Below are 15,378 nucleotides of genomic sequence, written 5' to 3'. Positions count from 1 at the left end.
GGCTTTCCTGTTGAGAGGTGAGGTCGTGGGCTGGCGTGTCGCCGCGGTCGTTTCCCCACGCTGTCATGCTTCCCGCCCGTCACCGGACTTCCAGAGTCTGGCGGACGGGGCGCGGTAGAATGGCGGTGTTACGCGCCCCGGCTTTCCAGCGGGCGCGTCTTTCAAGGAGACACTGAAACATGGCCGGTCACAGCAAATGGGCGCAGATCAAGCGCAAGAAGGGTGCCAACGACAAGAAACGCAGCGCGATGTACTCCAAGCACATCCGCGCCATTCAGGCAGCCGTGCGGTCGGGCGGGAGCGGCGACCCGGCGGCGAACCTCAGCCTGAAAAACGCCATCGCGGCGGCCAAGGCCGACACGGTGCCCGCCGACAACATCGAGAACGCGATCAAGCGCGCGGCGGGCGCGGCCGAGGGTGCGGCCGAGTACAAGGAAGTCACCTACGAGGGCTACGGCCCCGGCGGCACGGCGATCTTCATCGAGACGCTGACCGACAACGTGAACCGCACGGTGGCCGACATCCGCGCCGTGTTCAACAAGCGCGGCGGCTCGCTGGGCACCAGCGGCTCGGTGGCGTGGCAGTTCGAGAAAAAGGGCGTCATCCTGCTGCCCGACGCTTCTGAGGCGGCGCAGGAAGCCGCCATCGAACACGGCGCGGAGGACTTTCAGGAGTCGGAGGAAGGGCTGGAAATCAGCACCGCCCCGAACGACCTGTACACCGTGCAGGACGGCCTTGCGGCGGCGGGCTTCCGGGCCGAGAGCGGCCAGATCACCATGATCCCCACCAACACGGTCGCAGTGAGCGGCGACGACGTGCGCAAACTGCTGACGCTGGTGGATGCCCTGGAAGACCTGGACGACGTGCAGAACGTGTACACGAACGCGGAGCTGCCGGAGGAAGTCGAGGCGTAAGCAGAAGGCGGAAGGCCAATGGCAGAAGGCAGATGGCTCGGGGAAGCTCCCGCCATCTGGCTTCTGCTTTCAGCCCTCTGCCCCCAGCACCAGCGCCCGCGCGTTCCCCCCTACCCGGTCCCACAGCGTGAAGGCGGCCCGCGCGCCGGGGCGGATGATGCCCTCGTCGTCCCAGTTTGCCGCGAGGGCGGGGCCGCGGGTGTGCGCCCACAGCACCTCCTGCTCGGTCAGGGCCTCAGCGGGGGCGAGGCGCTGGCCGCTGTCGTCCACGCGGGTCATGGCCGCCGCGAAGTTGGCGCGGACATCGGGCGGCGCGACCGGGGCATCGGAGCCGAAGGCCAGCACCGCCCCGGCGTCCCGCAGCGAGCGGAAGGCGTAGCTGGTGGCCTCCAGGTGGGGCAGCAGCTCGCGGATCATCGCGCCGTCGGCCTGGAGGTGGATGGGCTGCACGCTGGCCGTCAGGCCCCGGAAGCGGGGAAGGTCCTCCGGGCGCAGGTGCTGGGCATGCTCGACCCGCAGGCGCACACCCTGCTGGGCCGCGAGGGGCCGCAGGCTGTCGTAGACGTCCAGCACCTCCGTGTTCGCGCGGTCCCCGATGGCATGCGTGACGGGCGTCAGGCCCAGGCGCAGGGCCTCGGCCCCCCGCTCGCGGATCAGCTCGGGCGGGTCGAGGGGCATACCGGTGCCGCTGCCGTCCGCGAAGCCGGGGGCGTGCAGCCAGGCGGTGCGGCTGCCCAGCGCCCCGTCGGCAAAGAACTTGACGCCGCCCCACTCGAACAGGCCGCCGCTGCCCCGGCCCAGCCCCAGCTCGTGGGCCTGCGCCAGGCGCTCGTGCGGGAGGGCCGCCCAGACGCGCAGCGGCAGCTCTCCCCGCGCGGCGAGGGTCTGGAGGGCCAGCGGCGCGGCCGGGGCCTCGAAGGCCATCGTATGCGCGCTGACGTACCCGCGCGCCGCCAGGTCGTCCGCCCCTGCCCGGGCCGCCGCCAGGTATTCGGCCTCGCTGGGGGTGGGGACCGCGCGGGCCACCAGACCGCTGGCATGTTCCAGCAGGGTGCCCAGGGGCCGCACGATCCGGCCGCCCTCCGGGTCCGGCGTCTCTGGCGTTACCCCTGCCAGCCGCAGCGCGAGCGAGTTGGCCCAGCTCAGGTGCAGGTCGCGCGAGTACAGCAGGACCGGGTGGTGGGGACTGACGTCGTCCAGCATCTGCGCGGTGGGGTACTCGCCCAGGCCCAGCTCGCTCAGCAGGAAGCCGCCACCGCGAATCCAGCTTCCGGCGGGCGTGTTCATGGCCCGCTGCGCCACCCGCGCCTGCACCTCCGTCACGCTGCGCGCCCCGTGCAGGTTCAGCTCCGACAGCGAGAAGCCGTAGCTCACCAGATGGATGTGGGCCTCGGCCAGGCCGGGCGTGAGCGTCAGGTCACGGTGGTCCAGCACGCGGGCGCGGGGGGCCAGCGCGTGAACCTCCTCCCGGCTGCCGACCGCCAGCACCCGGCCCCCACTGACCAGCACGGCCTGGGCCTGGGACCGCGCCTCGTCGAGGGTCAGGGTGGTCGCGTGGATGACGGTCAGGTCAGGTGCGGAAGGCATAGGCCCCAGACTAATCCAGCCCAGACTCATCCAGCCACAGGAGCCAGCCGCCGGGAAAGGAGGCGGGTGAAGTTTCGCACCTGCCTTTCTGACGGCGCTGCTAGACTGCGATCATGCCGCGCATCCTCGTGGTGGATGACGACGCCGCCATCCTCAAACTCATCAGTGTGATTCTCAGCCGCGCCGGGCACGAGGTTCGCACCAGCAGCCACCCGGTCGAGGCGCTGGACCTGCTCCAGGTCTTCACGCCCGACCTGGTGATCAGCGACGTGGTCATGCCCTACATGACCGGCCTGGAGTTTCTGGAAAAGGTGCGGGGCCACGAGAAGATGGGTGCCCTGCCCTTCGTGCTGCTCTCCAGCCACGCCGAGCGGGGCGACGTCCGGAGGGGCATGAACCTGGGGGCCGACGACTACCTGCCCAAGCCCTTTACCCCCCAGGACCTGACCACCGCCGTGGACGCCAGGCTGCGCCGGGCGGGCCTGACCCTCCAGGGCGAGAGCGGTATGTCGGTGCGGGGGTTGGGGACCGCCCAGGTGGTGTGGCAGGGCGCGCCCGTCTCCTGGGTGTCGCGCAAGGCGCTGGAACTGTTCTTCTACCTGCTGGAACACAAGGAGGTCACGTCCTGGGAGGCCGCCGAGGCGCTGTGGCCGGAAAAGGACGAGGCGCGGGCCAGCAGCCTCTTTCACACCACGCTGCACCGGTTGCGCCGCAGCCTGAGCGGTGAGGCCGTGGTCAGCACCAACCGCCGCTACGCCCTGAACGGCGACCTGAAACCCGACTACGACGTGTCGCGCTTCGAGCTGCTGGCGGCCCAGGCCGAGCAGGGCACGCTGGGTCTGGAGGAACTGCGCGAACTCGCGGGCCTGTACGGCCATTTCCTGCCCGGTGCCGACAGCCCCTGGGTGGACGACGTGCGCTCACGCCTGGAGCAGAAGCAACTGAGCGTGCTGGGCCTGGCCGCCCAGGCTGCCACCCGGGCGGGCCGCGTGCGCGACGCCGCGGGCTTCCACCAGCGCGCCCTCGCCATCGACCCCCTCAGCGAACCCGACTGGCAGGGCCTGGCGCGGGCGCTGGACACCATCGGCGACCCCCGCGCCCGCCTCGCCGCCCAGCGGGAAGCGTGGTGGGCCGTGGACCTGGATTGAGAGGGCGGCCAGCTTCCAGCGGTTAGCCCTGATTCACAGCCGGACCGGGTAGGCCAGCGTGCCCTCGTAGATGGCGCGGCCCACGATGGCTCCCTGGATGCCCTCCTCGGCCAGGAGGCGCACGTCGTCGGTGGTGGCGACGCCGCCGCCCACGATCAGGGTGTTGGTCCAGAGCTGGCGGACCTGGCGCATCAGGTCGCGGTCCAGACCGCGCAGGGTGCCGTCGCGGGTCACGTCGGTGAAGATCAGGGTTTCCAGGCCCGCCAGCGCCAGCGTGGGCGTGAGCTGCGCCACCTGGAGGCCGCTGCCCTCGGCCCAGCCGTGAATGGCGACCTCCAGCCCGCGCGCGTCCAGGCTCACCACCACCCGCTCGGGACCGTGGGCGGCGATCAGGTCGCGCACCAGGTCGGGGCTGCGCACGGCGGCGGTGCCGATGACGACCCGCTCCACGCCCGCCCGCAGCAACTCCTCCGCCGCCTCGCGGTCGCGGATGCCGCCGCCCACCTCCACCGGCACGCCCACCTCGGTGGCAATCTGGCGGATGACGGCGCGGTTCTCGCCGCGTCCAGTCGCCGCGTCGAGGTCCACCAGGTGCAGCAGGCCCGCACCCAGGCCCACCCAGTGCCGCGCGGCGGCCAGCGGGGAGTCGAAATACACCGTCTCGCGGTCGGGGTCGCCCTCGTAGAGGCGCACGGCGCGGCCCGCCTGGATGTCCACGCAGGGAATGACAAGGGGAAGGGAGGCACCGGTCATGCGGGCAGGATAGCGGGCGGCCCGCCGGGGGAAGGTAGACTCCGGGAGCCGTGCGTATCGGGATTGTCACCGCCACCTACCTGCCGTCCCGCAACGGCGTCGCCACCAGTACCGCCCTGTACGCGCGCGGCCTGTGCGACCTCGGCCACGAGGTCCGCATCTTCGCGCCGCGGCATCCCCAGGCCCCCCCGCACGAGGAGGGCGTGTACCGCCTCAATTCCTCCTTCGCGGGGGCGCGGGCGCTGGGCGGCCCCGCCGACTATCCGGTGATGCTGGCCCCGGGGCCACTGCTGACCGCGCGGCTGCCGCTGCGCGACCTGGACGTGCTGCACACCATGCATCCCTTTCTGGCCGGGCGGCTCGCGCTGACGTGGTCGCGGCTGGCGAATGCCCCGGTGGTCTTCACCGCCCACACCCAGTACGACCAGTACCTGCACTACGCGCCCATGCCGAGGCGGGTGGGCCGCGCGATGCTGCGCCCGCACGTGGCGGCCTTCGCCCGGCGGGTGGACACGGTGCTGGCCCCCGGCCGCGCGATGGTCGAGATGCTGCGCGAGTACGGCTTCGCGGGCGAGGTGCAGCTTTTCCCCAACCCGGTGGACCTGGCGGCCTTCCGGGGGGCGCGCGGCGGGGCCTTCCGCGCCGAGTACGGCGTGCCGGGGGATGTCCCGCTGGTCATGTACCTGGGCCGCCTGGCTCCCGAGAAGAATCTGGAGGTGATGCTGCGCGCCTTTGCCCAGGCCCAGGCCTCGCGCCCGGAACTGCGCCTGCTGGTGGTGGGCGACGGCCCCAGCCGCCAGGAGGCCCAGGTGGGAGCACCGCCCGGTGTCACCTTCACCGGCCCGGTCCCCTACAGCCGCGTGCCGGAGGCGCTGGCCGCCGCCGACGCCTTTCTCACCGCCAGCACCAGCGAGGTCCTGCCCATGAGCATGATCGAGGCGCTGGCGGCGGGTGCCCCCCTGGTCGCCGCCCGCAGCCCCGCCGCCCTCGACCTGGTGCAGGAGGGCGTGAACGGCACCGTGACAGACGCCACGCCCGCCGCGCTGGCCGCCGGCCTGCTGGACGTGCTGGACCCTGCCCGGCTGCCCACCTTGCAGGCCGGGGCCAGGGAGAGCGCCGCGCAGTACGACCTGCCCACCCGCGCCGCCGCGCTGGAGGAGGTCTACATCCGCACGGTGGCGCGGGGAAGGACGCGCAGAGGGAAAAGCTATGAGCCGTGAGCTATGAACAAGCTGGCTGCTGCGAAAGCGGAAGCCTCCAGGTGTCGGTTCATAGCTCATAGCCCATAGCTCACGACCCCCTCCGCTGGCCGCCAAGGGAAAACCCCCGCTTGATGCGGGGGCCTTGTGCTGTGGTGCCGAGGATGGGATTTGAACCCACACGCCTCGCGGCGCTAGTCCCTGAAACTAGTGCGTCTACCAATTCCGCCACCTCGGCATTCCTTGGCTTGCGCCCGGGGGCGCGTTTCAGGCTCGCTTACTTTACCGGCACCCTCGGGAACTGTCAACAGGGGGTGGGGAGCGGAAGGCGAAAGGCAGAAGGCCAAAAGCAATTCCTGCCTTCGGCCTTCTGCCACCTACCTTCTGTGTCCCGCTTACTTCACCAGGCCGAGCTTGCGGACCTCGTCGCGCTCCTCTTCCAGCTCCTGCGCCGTGGCGTCCATCTTGCCGCGGCTGAAGTCGCTGACGGAGAGGCCCTGGACGATCTCGTACTGCCCGCTGTGGGTGCGGACGGGGAAGCCGTAGATCAGGCCCTGGGGAATGCCGTAGCTGCCGTCACTGGGAATGCCCATGCTGACCCACTCGCCCTCGGGCGTGCCCAGCCCCCAGTCGTGCATGTGGTCGATGGCGGCGGAGGCGGCGGAAGCGGCGGAGCTGGCCCCGCGCGCCTCGATGATGGCCGCGCCGCGCTTGGCGACGGTAGGGATGTACTCCTGCTCGTACCACTGGCGGTCCACCTGCTCCAGGGCGGGCTGGCCGTTCACGGTGGCGTGCGAGAGGTCGGGGTACTGGGTGGAGGAGTGGTTGCCCCAGATGGTGATGTTCTTGATGGCCGTCACGGGCTGGCCGGTCTTCTCGGCCAGCTGCGAGAGGGCGCGGTTGTGGTCCAAGCGGACCATCGCCGTGAACTGCTTCGGGTCGAGATCGGGGGCGTTCTGCTGTGCGATCAGGGCGTTGGTGTTGGCCGGGTTGCCCACGACCAGCACCTTCACGTCGCGGCTGGCGACCTTGTTCAGCGCCTCGCCCTGGGGCTTGAAGATGCCGCCGTTCGCGCCCAGCAGGTCCCCGCGCTCCATCCCGGCCTTGCGCGGCATCGCGCCGACCAGCAGGGCGTAGTCGGCGTCCTTGAAGGCCACCATCGGGTCGTCGCTGGTCACGATGTCGGCCAGCAGCGGGAACGCGCAGTCCCGCAGTTCCATCACGACGCCCTGAAGCGCTTTGAGAGCGGGCGTGATTTCCAGCAGTTGCAGGATAACGGGCTGGTCCTTGCCCAGCATGTCGCCCGCCGCGATGCGGAACAGCAGGCTGTAGCCGATCTGCCCAGCAGCGCCGGTCACGGCCACGCGGACGGGTTGCTTGGTGCTCTGGTTCATCGTCATGGTGATTCCCTCCCGAAAGGTGAAGTTTTTCGGCCCATCCTAACGCCGGGGGCGGGCAAGGGGCGGGGGGCGTTCCCCTGGGGGAGACAGGGGGAGCAGCCAGCGACCAGCTTCCAGCAAAAGCGCCCCAGGCTGGCTGCTGGCGACTGGAAGCTGGCCGCTCAAATCGGCGCGTCCTCCGCGAACCGCGGCTCGCGCTTCTCGCGCAGGCTCGCCAGCCCTTCCTTCACATCCGGCCCCGTGAAGCCCAGGAACTCCAGGGCGAGGCTGGCGTCGAAGGTGGGTCCCATGGCGCGCAGCCAGTTGTTCAGGGCGTACTTGGTCCAGCGAACGGCGGTGGGGCTGCCCGAGGCGAGGCGGCGGGCGACCTGCCAGGCGCGGCCTTGCAGCTCCTCGTCGGGGACGCAGAGGCTGACCAGGCCGATGCGCTCGGCCTCCTCGCCGGAGACGGGTTCGCCGGTCAGCAGGTGGTATTTGGCCTTGTTCAATCCGCACAGCAGGGGCCAGATGATGGCGGCGTGGTCGCCCGCCGCGACCCCCAGGCGCACGTGGCCGTCGAGCAGCCGCGCACTTCTCGCGGCCACGCTCACGTCGGCCAGCAGCGCGACCGCCAGTCCCGCGCCCACGCAGGGGCCGTGGATGGCGCTCACGATGGGCTTGCCGCAGTTGATGACGTTGTAGACGAGGTCGCGCGCTTCCCGCCACACGCGCGCCAGGGCGGTGAAATCCTGGCTCATCTCCTCGATCAGGGTAAAGTCCCCGCCCGAGGAAAAGCCGCGCCCCTCGCCCCGCACCAGCACGCAGCGGATGCCCGAAGCCGCGTCGATGTCGCGCCAGACATACGTCAGCGCCCGGTGGGCCTCGGCGTTCACACTGTTCAGCGTCTTCTCGCTGCGGATGACGAGTTCGAGGAGGCCGCCCTCGTGCAGGGTGAGGTGCAGGCCGGGATACGCACCGGGCGCGGTCAGTTGCTCGGGAAGCATGGGCGGAGGGTAACACCCCAGGCCGACCCCCCTGAACGGGGGCAGCGCAGCTGCGGTGTCAGGCGGCCAGGTCAGGCTCTAGGCTGGGGACCGTTCTCCCTTTCCGCCTGCCCGCCGTCCCGGTAGCCCCCGAGGTGCCCCATGCAACATGTTCTGCCTGCTGCCCTGCTCGCCGCCTGCGGTCTGCTCGCCTCCTGTGGTTCGGGGGGCCCCACGGCTCCGGCGTCCTCCATCACCGTCTCCGTGACCGACAGCGACCTGGGGGACAGCTTCACGTACCAGGCCCCCGGCAACTTCAGCCCTGCACCCGGTCCCACGCCGGGCTACCCGCAGTCCGCGGGCGAGGCCGCCATGCTGGCCGCGATCAATGCCGAGCGGGCGCGGGGCGGCACCTGCCCGGACGGGACCACCTCCCCGCCCCGGGCCGCCCTGACGTTCGAGGGCCACCTGCACCAGGCCGCCACGGGCTACGCGCGGGTGCTGGCGGCCAGTGGCAGCCTGGACCTGCCCCACCGCACCGGGGACAGCACCCCCGCGCGCCGGATGGTGGCGGCGGGCTTCGTGCCCGCGCCCGCTCCCGGCAAGCCGCTCGTCTTCATGGAAAGCCTGGCCGCCGGGATGACCGACCCCGCCGAGATCATCACGGCCTGGAAGACCAGTGTGCGGCACTGCGAGGCGCTGTACGCCGAGGTCCCCTATGGCAGCGTGGCCCGTGCGGACGGCCAGCGCGGGGCGTACTGGGTGCTGAACCTGGCCGGGGAGCAGCGGTAGCGCCGGGCAGACGGAAACGTCAGGGCAGCCCGACCAGCCCCAGCGGGTTCACCAGTGCGGCGGGCGCGCCCAGCTCCGCGGCGACACCCGTATCCGGCACACCGGGCGGCCCGGCCAGCAGCAGGGTCGGGCGGGCCTCCAGGGCGATGCTGCCCGCATCGTCCAGACGGGAGAGCAGCGCCTCGAAGGTCCAGTCGCGCGCCCACAGGCGCTTGAGGGCGTGCAGGGCCGGGGTGCCGGGGGGCGTGACGCGGGCCGCCTCCACCTGCCGCACACCCGGCCGCCGCAGGTGGACCTCCCCCGCGCTCAGCCCCGCGTTGCCCAGCGCCCGGTAAAAGAGCTGCACCGCGTCGTCGAGCAGGGAACTGGTGCGGACCAGGGCCTGCGCCCGTTCGGCCAGTTCTTCAAGCAGGTCCTCGTCCAGGCGGGCGGGGTTCAGGGGCGCGAGCAGGCGCGAGAGCTGCTCGGGCAGGTTGGCGCGGCGGTAGAACTCCTCCTCGAAGGTGGCAGGCAGGAGCATCGCGGCCGGGACGCGGCCGGGGTGGGCCGCCAGCCGATGCGTCTCCGCGCCCACCTGCGCTTCGGGCAGCCGGGCCGCCTCCGCGAGTGTTAGCATGGGGGGAGCTTACCCGAACTCCGGCGGCACCCGGCCCCCTTCCCCGTCCAGCCCTGCCCAGGCTTCCAGGTGGGCGTGGTCGTTGTAGGTCAGCAGGGTCCAGCGGCCCGAGTCGCGGGTCAGGCGGGTGAGGCCGGTGTGGGCCAGGCGGAGCGCGAAGGGCAGCACGTAGTCCGGCTGGGGCAGGGCGGGCCAGCCGAACAGCCCATGCAGCAGCGCGCGGATGGCGGCCCCGTGGGTAAAGGCCGTGACGGTTCCGCCGGGCAGTTCCCCGGCCCAGCCGCTCAGCCGCGCCGCGACCTCCCGCAGGCTCTCGCCGCCGCCCGGCGCAGGGAGGGTCCAGGGGTCGCGCTGCCAGGCGGCGTAGTCGGGGTCGTGCCGCACCTGCGCCGTGGTGGTCCCTTCATAGCGCCCGAAGTGCAGCTCGCGCAGCCGCACGTCGAGCGTCAGGGGTTCGCCGGGCAGGGCGATCAGGGCCGTCTCGACCGCCCGCTGGAGGTCGCTGGCGTAGACCCGGCCGGGGTCCTGTCCCAGCAGCCGCCGTGCTAGCCGCCCGGCCTGCTCGGTCCCCAGCGGTCCCAGCGGCGTGTCGGTCCAGCCCTGCCAGCGGCCCGCGCCGTTCCAGTCGGTCGCGCCGTGCCGGATCAGGGTGAGGTGCAGCCTCTCCCCGGTGTCCGGCGTGTTCAGGGCCGGGCCTCGGGGTCGGGGTCCGCGCTGGCGGTGTCCTGGCCCTCGGGCAGGGGGTCCACCGGGCGGGGCTTGCCGTCCTCGTCCACGGCGACAAACACGAAAAAGCCGGTGGTGGCGAGTTGCTGCTCGCCGGAGGCCATGTTCTCGCGGTACACGTCCACCCGGATGGTCATGGAGGAGCGGCCCACCTTCACCACCCGCGCGTCGAGGGCCACCGCGTCCCCCACCCGGATGGGCACGTGAAAGTCCACGCCGTCCATGCGGGCCGTGACCACCGCGCCGCGCGCATGCCGCACCGCCGCGACGCTGGCCGCCTTGTCCATCAGCGACAACACGAAGCCGCCAAAGGCCGTGCCGAGATAGTTGGTGTCCTTGGGAAACACCAGTTCCAGCATCCGCGCGCGGCTGCGCGGGGCGGGCGTGGTGCCCTGAGTGGGAGAGCCGGGGGGCGGGGAGACAGGCTGCGTCATCGTGCCCGAGTGTAGCGGCCCACGCCAAGCTCCCCCATTCCGGCTTTTCATCCGCCGACTTTCCGGAATGGGGGGGAGCCAATTGACAGCTTCTGTCCTCCATGCCAGCATGACGGACACCCAACTTGTACTGCGTCCAGGGCCGCCCGCGGCCTGCTCCGGCTTCTGCCACCTCTTCCGGCACCGCTCCTTCCATTCACGTTTCCGGCGTTCCCGTTCCTGGAGGTCCACCATGCAAAAGCGCACCCTCGTTTCCCTCGTCCTGGCTCTGGCGGCCGGCTCGTCGCTGGCCGACCGGGTGGTGAACATCGGCTACAGCGGACCGCTCTCGGGCGGCGCGGCCTTTTACGGCAAGAACGTGCAGAGCGGCATCGATCTGGCGATAGGCGAGATCAACCAGGCGGGCGGCGTCAACGTGAACGGCGAGAAGGTCACCTTCAAGCTGGTCGCGCTGGACGACCGTTACTTGCCCAACGAGACGGCCACCAACGTGCGCCGCCTGACCAGCCAGGGCATCGACGTGATCTTCGTGCCCCACGCGGGCGGCATCCTGACCGTGCAGCCGCTGGCGAACCGCGACCCGAACTTCCTGCTGGTGGCCTACTCCAGCGAACCCAAGATTCTGGCCGCCAACAATCCCCTGACCTTCATGCTGCCGCCGCGCTACGACAACTACATCGCGCCCTTTACCAGCACGCAGATGAAGGCCTTCGGCAAGAAACTGGGGCTGGTCGGCACCACCAGCGCCTACGGCAAGCAGTGGACCGACGCCATCACCGACGAGTGGAAGAAGCAGGGCGGCACGGTCGGCAGCAACAACGGCGTGGACTACAGCACCACCGTGGACTTTTCCAGCGCCGTGACCAAGGCCCTGGCGGAAAAGCCCGACGTGCTGTTCGTGGGCGGCCCCTCGCAGCCCACCGCGCAGGTGATCAAGGCCGCGCGCGAGCAGGGCTTCAAGGGCGGCTTCATCGTGATGGACCAGGCCAAGTTCGAGGAGATGAACACCATCATCCCGCAGGCCTACCTCGACGGCTCGGTCGGGGTGCTGCCCACGATCGAGTACCCCGGCTCGCAGGCCTTTGTGGCGAAGTACCAGCGGGCCTACAAGAAGATTCCCACCAGCGAGGCGGCCCTGAACTACGTCGGCATGCACGCGGTCGCCCGCGCGATGGCGCTGGCCGGAACCACTACCGACCCGGTCGCCATCCGCGCCAAGCTGGGCCAGGCCGCCGCCTCGCTGCCCAAGTCGGTCGGCATCTACGCGGTGAAGGGCGTGACGCCCGCCGGGCACCTCGACTCCGACGTGGTGGCCGCGAGCGTGAAGGGCGGGAAATTCACCAAGCTGCGCCTGCCCAACATGAAGTAAGTGCCCCGCGCCGCGCCCCGTCTGCATGAGGGGCGCGGCGCATCTCTATCTGTTTTCTCTGCCGGACTGGAGACCTGCCTTGACCATCTTCTTGCAACAACTCTTCAACGCGCTGGCGCTGGGCGGCGTCTACGCGCTCGTCGCGCTGGGGCTGACCCTGGTCTACGGCGTGATGCGGGTGCCCAACTTCGCGCACGGCGGGCTGTACATGCTGGGCGCGTATTTCACGTTCGCCATCCTGACGGGCCTGGGCGTGCCCTACGTGGTCGCGCTGCTGCTCGCGGCCCTGGGGGTGGCGTTGCTGGCGGCGCTGCTGGAGCGCGTGGTGTTCTATCCGCTGCGCAACGCGCCGCACGTCCACGCGATGATCGCGGCGATCGGGGTGCTGTTCTTTCTGGAGGCGGCGGTGCAGCGCATCTGGGGAGCGGATTTCAAGCAGATTCCCGAACCGCTGCCGGGCATCCTGAACGCGGGCGGCGTGATCATCACCTGGCAGCGCCTGCTGGTGATCGCCGCCTCGCTGCTGGTGATGCTGGGCCTGAACTACTTCCTGAAGCGCACCCTGACCGGGGCCACCATCGAGGCGATGGCGCAAAACCGCGAGGGCGCGCGGCTGGTGGGCATCAACGTGAACCGGGTGGGCATGCTCACCTTCGCCATCTCGGGGGCGCTGGCCGCCGTCGCCGCCGCCCTGATCGCGCCGCTGATCTCGGTCGGCCCCAGCATGGGTGAGGTGATGAACCTCAAGGTCTTCGCGATCATCATCCTGGGTGGCATGGGCAGCGTGCCGGGGGCCATCGTGGGGGCCTTTTTGCTGGCCTTCGCGGAGATTTTCGGGGGGTTCTACATCAATTTCGACTTTGCCGACGTGATCGGCTTCGCGGTGCTGGTGCTGGTGCTGGCGATTCGGCCCGAGGGCCTCTTTAGGAGGGGAACATGAAACCGGGCCTGCTGGGCTGGCTGGCCGTCTTCGTGCTGGCGGCGCTGCTGCCCCTCGTGCATCCCGGCGGCTACGTGCTGGACATCGCCATCAACACCATGATCTGGGCGATGCTGGCCTACGGCCTGAACGTGATGCTGGGCTACACCGGGCTGCTGCCGCTGGCGCACGCCGGGTTTTTCGGCATCGGGGCGTATGCGGTGGGCATCCTGACACTGAAGGCCGGGTGGAGCTTCTGGCTGGCGTGGCCCGCCGCGGTGGTGCTGTGCGCGCTGCTGGGGCTGCTGCTGGGGCTGGTGGCCTTCCGCACCAAGGGCGACGCCTTTTCCATCTTCACGCTGGGCGTCGGCGTGATCATCGCGCTGGTGATCAACAAGTGGGACGCGCTGACCGGCGGCAACGAGGGCCTCAACGGGGTGCCGCCCGCCAACGGGTTCCTGGGCATCGACTTCTCGAAGGCCACCAACTTCTATTACGTGGCGCTGGCGGCGCTGGCCGTCACGGTGCTGGTGGTGGCGCGGACGCGGGGCAGCGTGTTCGGGCGCTCGCTGGCCGCCATCCGGGGCGGCGAGGACCTGGCCCGCAGCGCGGGGATCGACGTCTTCTCGCACAAGCTGCGCGCGCTGATGCTCTCGACCGCCATCGCGGGCTTCGCGGGCGGCGTGTACGCGGCCTACGTGGGCTTTCTGGGGTCGAGCGTGGCCGGGCCGACCACCACCTTCACGGTGCTGCTGTACCTGCTGGTGGGCGGCGTGGGCACGCTGGCGGGGCCGCTGCTGGGCACCGCGCTGATCTTCGTGGCGCTGCAATTCATGAAGGGCCTCCAGGACTACCAGTACATCGTGTTCGGGCCGCTGCTGGTGCTGCTGGTGATGTTCGCGCCGCAGGGCCTGGCCGGGCTGTGGGATCGCTGGAGCCTGCGCCGGACGGCGGCGCGGACCGAGCGGGCGGTGGACCATGCCTGACCCCCAGCCCAACACGCCCATGCTGGAGGTTCAGGACCTCGGCATCCGCTTCGGCGGCCTCCAGGCCGTGCGCGACGTGACAGCCAGCCTGCCGGCGGGGCAGATCACCGCGATCATCGGGCCGAACGGCGCGGGCAAGAGCACCTTCTTCAACCTGATCTCGGGCTTCTACCAGCCCACCTCGGGGCGCATCCGGTTCCGGGGCGAGGACATCACCCGCCTCCGGACGCACCAGGTGGTCGGGCGCGGCATCGCCCGGACCTTCCAGACGACCACCATCTACAAGGAACTCAGCGTGCTGGACAACGCCATGATCGGCCACCGCGTCCGCACCCGCGCCGGACTGCTCGACGCGCTGCTGCGCACGGGCCGCGAGCGCCACGACGAGGGGGAAAGCCGCGCCGGAGCCATGCGGGCGCTGGAGCGGGTGGGCCTGGCGGCCCAGGCCGGGCGGCCCGCCGGGGCGCTGACGCAGGAGGGTCAGAAGCGCGTGGGCATCGCCATGGCACTCGCCAGCGACCCCCACCTGCTGCTGCTCGACGAACCCGCCGCCGGAATGAACCCGGAGGAGACGGTCAGCCTGATGAGCCTGATCCGCGAACTCGTCGCGGGCGGCCTGACGGTCGCGCTGGTCGAACACAAGATGAACCTGGTGATGGGCCTGGCCGACCAGATCCTGGTACTGCACCACGGCCAGAAGATCGCGCAGGGCACTCCCGCCGAAGTCAGCCGCGACCCCGCCGTGATCGAGGCCTACCTGGGCGGCCATGCCCACGGCGGGCAGATGGGCCAGACCGCTGACGGGGGGAACGCCCATGCTTGAGGTCCGCGATCTGAGCGTGAACTACGGCTCCTTCCGGGCGCTGCACGACGTGAACCTGACCGTGCAGGGCGGCGAGATCGTGGTGCTGCTGGGCGCGAACGGGGCGGGCAAGAGCACCCTCTTCCGCACCCTCAGCGGCCTCCAGCGCCCCTCGGGCGGTACGGCGACCTGGAACGGCACGCCACTGACAGGCGGCAAACCGGAGTTCAACGTGGCGCACGGCGTGGCCCAGTGCCCGGAAGGCCGCCTGCTATTTCCCGACCTCAGCGTCGAGAAGAACCTGCGGCTGGGGGCCTTTGTCCACCGGCGGGACGCGGCAGGCACCGGGCGCGAGCTGGAGCGGGTCTACACCCTCTTTCCCGCGCTGGTGGAAAAGCGGCACGCCCCCGCCGGGAGCCTGTCGGGCGGCCAGCAGCAGATGGTCGCCATCGCCCGCGCCCTGATGGCCCGCCCCGAGCTGCTGCTGCTCGACGAACCCTCGCTGGGCCTCGCGCCGCTGGTGGTCGAACAGGTCTTCGAGGCCGTGCAGCGCGTCAACGAGGCGGGCGTCAGCGTGCTGCTGGCCGAGCAGAACGCCTTCGCCGCCCTCGGCATCGCGCACCGGGGGTACGTGCTGGAGGGCGGGCGCGTCTCGCTGCAAGGTACCCAGAACGAACTGCTGGGCGACGACCGGGTGCGGAGCGCCTACCTGGGGGTGTAGCCGGGGCGCTGTGGGGCGGGGGTCAGCGCAGGTTGGCCCCCGCCTCCCTG

The 15,378-nt window shown here is 70.8% G+C and carries 16 protein-coding genes and 1 tRNA gene; 9 read left to right on the top strand and 8 right to left on the bottom strand.

Annotation, left to right across the window (positions count from 1 at the left end; genetic code table 11):
* Positions 1-179 precede the first annotated feature (179 nt).
* Positions 180-914, top strand: coding sequence for a YebC/PmpR family DNA-binding transcriptional regulator (locus ABEA67_RS11480; protein ID WP_345465215.1), 735 nt, complete (start codon positions 180-182; stop codon positions 912-914).
* A gap of 69 nt (positions 915-983) precedes the next feature.
* Here ABEA67_RS11480 and ABEA67_RS11475 read toward each other — a convergent pair whose 3' ends face one another.
* A complete protein-coding gene (locus tag ABEA67_RS11475; protein ID WP_345465213.1) occupies positions 984-2,501 on the bottom strand; it encodes an amidohydrolase in 1,518 nt (505 codons plus the stop codon).
* Between the two features lie 113 nt (positions 2,502-2,614).
* On the opposite strand from ABEA67_RS11475, the gene ABEA67_RS11470 reads away from it, so the two are divergent.
* Positions 2,615-3,649 carry an AfsR/SARP family transcriptional regulator gene (locus ABEA67_RS11470; protein WP_345465211.1) on the top strand — a complete coding sequence of 345 codons (1,035 nt, stop codon included), beginning with the start codon at positions 2,615-2,617 and terminating at the stop codon, positions 3,647-3,649.
* A 33-nt stretch (positions 3,650-3,682) separates the two neighbouring features.
* Here ABEA67_RS11470 and hisA read toward each other — a convergent pair whose 3' ends face one another.
* Positions 3,683-4,402 carry a 1-(5-phosphoribosyl)-5-[(5-phosphoribosylamino)methylideneamino]imidazole-4-carboxamide isomerase gene (gene hisA / locus ABEA67_RS11465; protein ID WP_345465209.1) on the bottom strand — a complete coding sequence of 240 codons (720 nt, stop codon included), beginning with the start codon at positions 4,400-4,402 and terminating at the stop codon, positions 3,683-3,685.
* Between the two features lie 50 nt (positions 4,403-4,452).
* Between hisA and ABEA67_RS11460 the strand changes: the two genes are divergently transcribed.
* Positions 4,453-5,622: a glycosyltransferase family 4 protein gene (locus tag ABEA67_RS11460; protein WP_345465207.1), complete on the top strand. Its 1,170-nt coding sequence runs from the start codon at positions 4,453-4,455 to the stop codon at positions 5,620-5,622.
* A gap of 132 nt (positions 5,623-5,754) precedes the next feature.
* Here the strand turns inward: ABEA67_RS11460 and ABEA67_RS11455 are convergent.
* The 3 genes from ABEA67_RS11455 to ABEA67_RS11445 form a co-directional block, all read right to left on the bottom strand.
* A tRNA-Leu gene (locus ABEA67_RS11455) sits at positions 5,755-5,839 on the bottom strand.
* Between the two features lie 157 nt (positions 5,840-5,996).
* Positions 5,997-7,001 carry a malate dehydrogenase gene (locus ABEA67_RS11450; protein ID WP_345465205.1) on the bottom strand — a complete coding sequence of 335 codons (1,005 nt, stop codon included), beginning with the start codon at positions 6,999-7,001 and terminating at the stop codon, positions 5,997-5,999.
* A gap of 161 nt (positions 7,002-7,162) precedes the next feature.
* Entirely contained in the window at positions 7,163-7,984 is an 822-nt protein-coding gene (locus ABEA67_RS11445) for an enoyl-CoA hydratase/isomerase family protein (protein WP_345465203.1), read from the bottom strand.
* A 141-nt stretch (positions 7,985-8,125) separates the two neighbouring features.
* Here ABEA67_RS11445 and ABEA67_RS11440 point away from each other — a divergent pair, with 141 nt between their 5' ends.
* Positions 8,126-8,755, top strand: a complete 630-nt coding sequence (locus ABEA67_RS11440) for a CAP domain-containing protein (RefSeq protein WP_345465201.1) — start codon at positions 8,126-8,128, stop codon at positions 8,753-8,755.
* A 19-nt stretch (positions 8,756-8,774) separates the two neighbouring features.
* On the opposite strand, the gene ABEA67_RS11435 is transcribed toward ABEA67_RS11440, so the two are convergent.
* The 3 genes from ABEA67_RS11435 to ABEA67_RS11425 are packed head-to-tail and all read right to left on the bottom strand — an operon-like array spanning position 8,775 to position 10,531.
* Positions 8,775-9,371 carry a hypothetical protein gene (locus ABEA67_RS11435; protein ID WP_345465199.1) on the bottom strand — a complete coding sequence of 199 codons (597 nt, stop codon included), beginning with the start codon at positions 9,369-9,371 and terminating at the stop codon, positions 8,775-8,777.
* 9 nt (positions 9,372-9,380) lie between these two features.
* On the bottom strand, positions 9,381-10,016 hold the full coding sequence (locus ABEA67_RS11430) for a histidine phosphatase family protein (protein WP_345465356.1): 636 nt from the start codon (positions 10,014-10,016) through the stop codon (positions 9,381-9,383).
* Between the two features lie 38 nt (positions 10,017-10,054).
* Entirely contained in the window at positions 10,055-10,531 is a 477-nt protein-coding gene (locus ABEA67_RS11425) for an acyl-CoA thioesterase (RefSeq protein ID WP_345465197.1), read from the bottom strand.
* Between the two features lie 232 nt (positions 10,532-10,763).
* Between ABEA67_RS11425 and ABEA67_RS11420 the strand changes: the two genes are divergently transcribed.
* The 5 genes from ABEA67_RS11420 (at position 10,764) to ABEA67_RS11400 (ending at position 15,328) form a co-directional block, all read left to right on the top strand.
* Complete coding sequence (locus ABEA67_RS11420) at positions 10,764-11,900, top strand: ABC transporter substrate-binding protein (RefSeq protein WP_345465195.1); 1,137 nt, start codon at positions 10,764-10,766, stop codon at positions 11,898-11,900.
* Positions 11,901-11,979: 79 nt separating this feature from the next.
* The gene (locus ABEA67_RS11415; RefSeq protein WP_345465193.1) at positions 11,980-12,840 is read left to right on the top strand and encodes a branched-chain amino acid ABC transporter permease; all 861 of its coding nucleotides are present in this window, start codon (positions 11,980-11,982) and stop codon (positions 12,838-12,840) included.
* Positions 12,837-13,805: a branched-chain amino acid ABC transporter permease gene (locus ABEA67_RS11410; protein WP_345465191.1), complete on the top strand. Its 969-nt coding sequence runs from the start codon at positions 12,837-12,839 to the stop codon at positions 13,803-13,805. The genes ABEA67_RS11415 and ABEA67_RS11410 overlap by 4 nt, the downstream gene beginning before the upstream one ends.
* On the top strand, positions 13,798-14,628 hold the full coding sequence (locus tag ABEA67_RS11405) for an ABC transporter ATP-binding protein (protein WP_345465189.1): 831 nt from the start codon (positions 13,798-13,800) through the stop codon (positions 14,626-14,628). The genes ABEA67_RS11410 and ABEA67_RS11405 overlap by 8 nt, the downstream gene beginning before the upstream one ends.
* Positions 14,621-15,328, top strand: a complete 708-nt coding sequence (locus tag ABEA67_RS11400; RefSeq protein ID WP_345465187.1) for an ABC transporter ATP-binding protein — start codon at positions 14,621-14,623, stop codon at positions 15,326-15,328. The genes ABEA67_RS11405 and ABEA67_RS11400 overlap by 8 nt, the downstream gene beginning before the upstream one ends.
* Positions 15,329-15,378: the final 50 nt, after the last annotated feature.

The organism is Deinococcus carri (assembly GCF_039545055.1).
GTDB classification, from domain to species: domain Bacteria; phylum Deinococcota; class Deinococci; order Deinococcales; family Deinococcaceae; genus Deinococcus; species Deinococcus carri.
This window is presented reverse-complemented; position numbering and strand designations above follow the sequence as displayed.

Coding starts and splice junctions, on each gene's coding strand:
- ABEA67_RS11480 (WP_345465215.1), top strand. CDS start 180: ATGGCCGGTCACAGCAAATGGGCGCAGATCAAGCGCAAGAAGGGTGCC.
- ABEA67_RS11475 (WP_345465213.1), bottom strand. CDS start 2,501: ATGCCTTCCGCACCTGACCTGACCGTCATCCACGCGACCACCCTGACC.
- ABEA67_RS11470 (WP_345465211.1), top strand. CDS start 2,615: ATGCCGCGCATCCTCGTGGTGGATGACGACGCCGCCATCCTCAAACTC.
- hisA (WP_345465209.1), bottom strand. CDS start 4,402: ATGACCGGTGCCTCCCTTCCCCTTGTCATTCCCTGCGTGGACATCCAG.
- ABEA67_RS11450 (WP_345465205.1), bottom strand. CDS start 7,001: ATGACGATGAACCAGAGCACCAAGCAACCCGTCCGCGTGGCCGTGACC.
- ABEA67_RS11445 (WP_345465203.1), bottom strand. CDS start 7,984: ATGCTTCCCGAGCAACTGACCGCGCCCGGTGCGTATCCCGGCCTGCAC.
- ABEA67_RS11440 (WP_345465201.1), top strand. CDS start 8,126: ATGCAACATGTTCTGCCTGCTGCCCTGCTCGCCGCCTGCGGTCTGCTC.
- ABEA67_RS11435 (WP_345465199.1), bottom strand. CDS start 9,371: ATGCTAACACTCGCGGAGGCGGCCCGGCTGCCCGAAGCGCAGGTGGGC.
- ABEA67_RS11425 (WP_345465197.1), bottom strand. CDS start 10,531: ATGACGCAGCCTGTCTCCCCGCCCCCCGGCTCTCCCACTCAGGGCACC.
- ABEA67_RS11420 (WP_345465195.1), top strand. CDS start 10,764: ATGCAAAAGCGCACCCTCGTTTCCCTCGTCCTGGCTCTGGCGGCCGGC.
- ABEA67_RS11410 (WP_345465191.1), top strand. CDS start 12,837: ATGAAACCGGGCCTGCTGGGCTGGCTGGCCGTCTTCGTGCTGGCGGCG.
- ABEA67_RS11405 (WP_345465189.1), top strand. CDS start 13,798: ATGCCTGACCCCCAGCCCAACACGCCCATGCTGGAGGTTCAGGACCTC.
- ABEA67_RS11400 (WP_345465187.1), top strand. CDS start 14,621: ATGCTTGAGGTCCGCGATCTGAGCGTGAACTACGGCTCCTTCCGGGCG.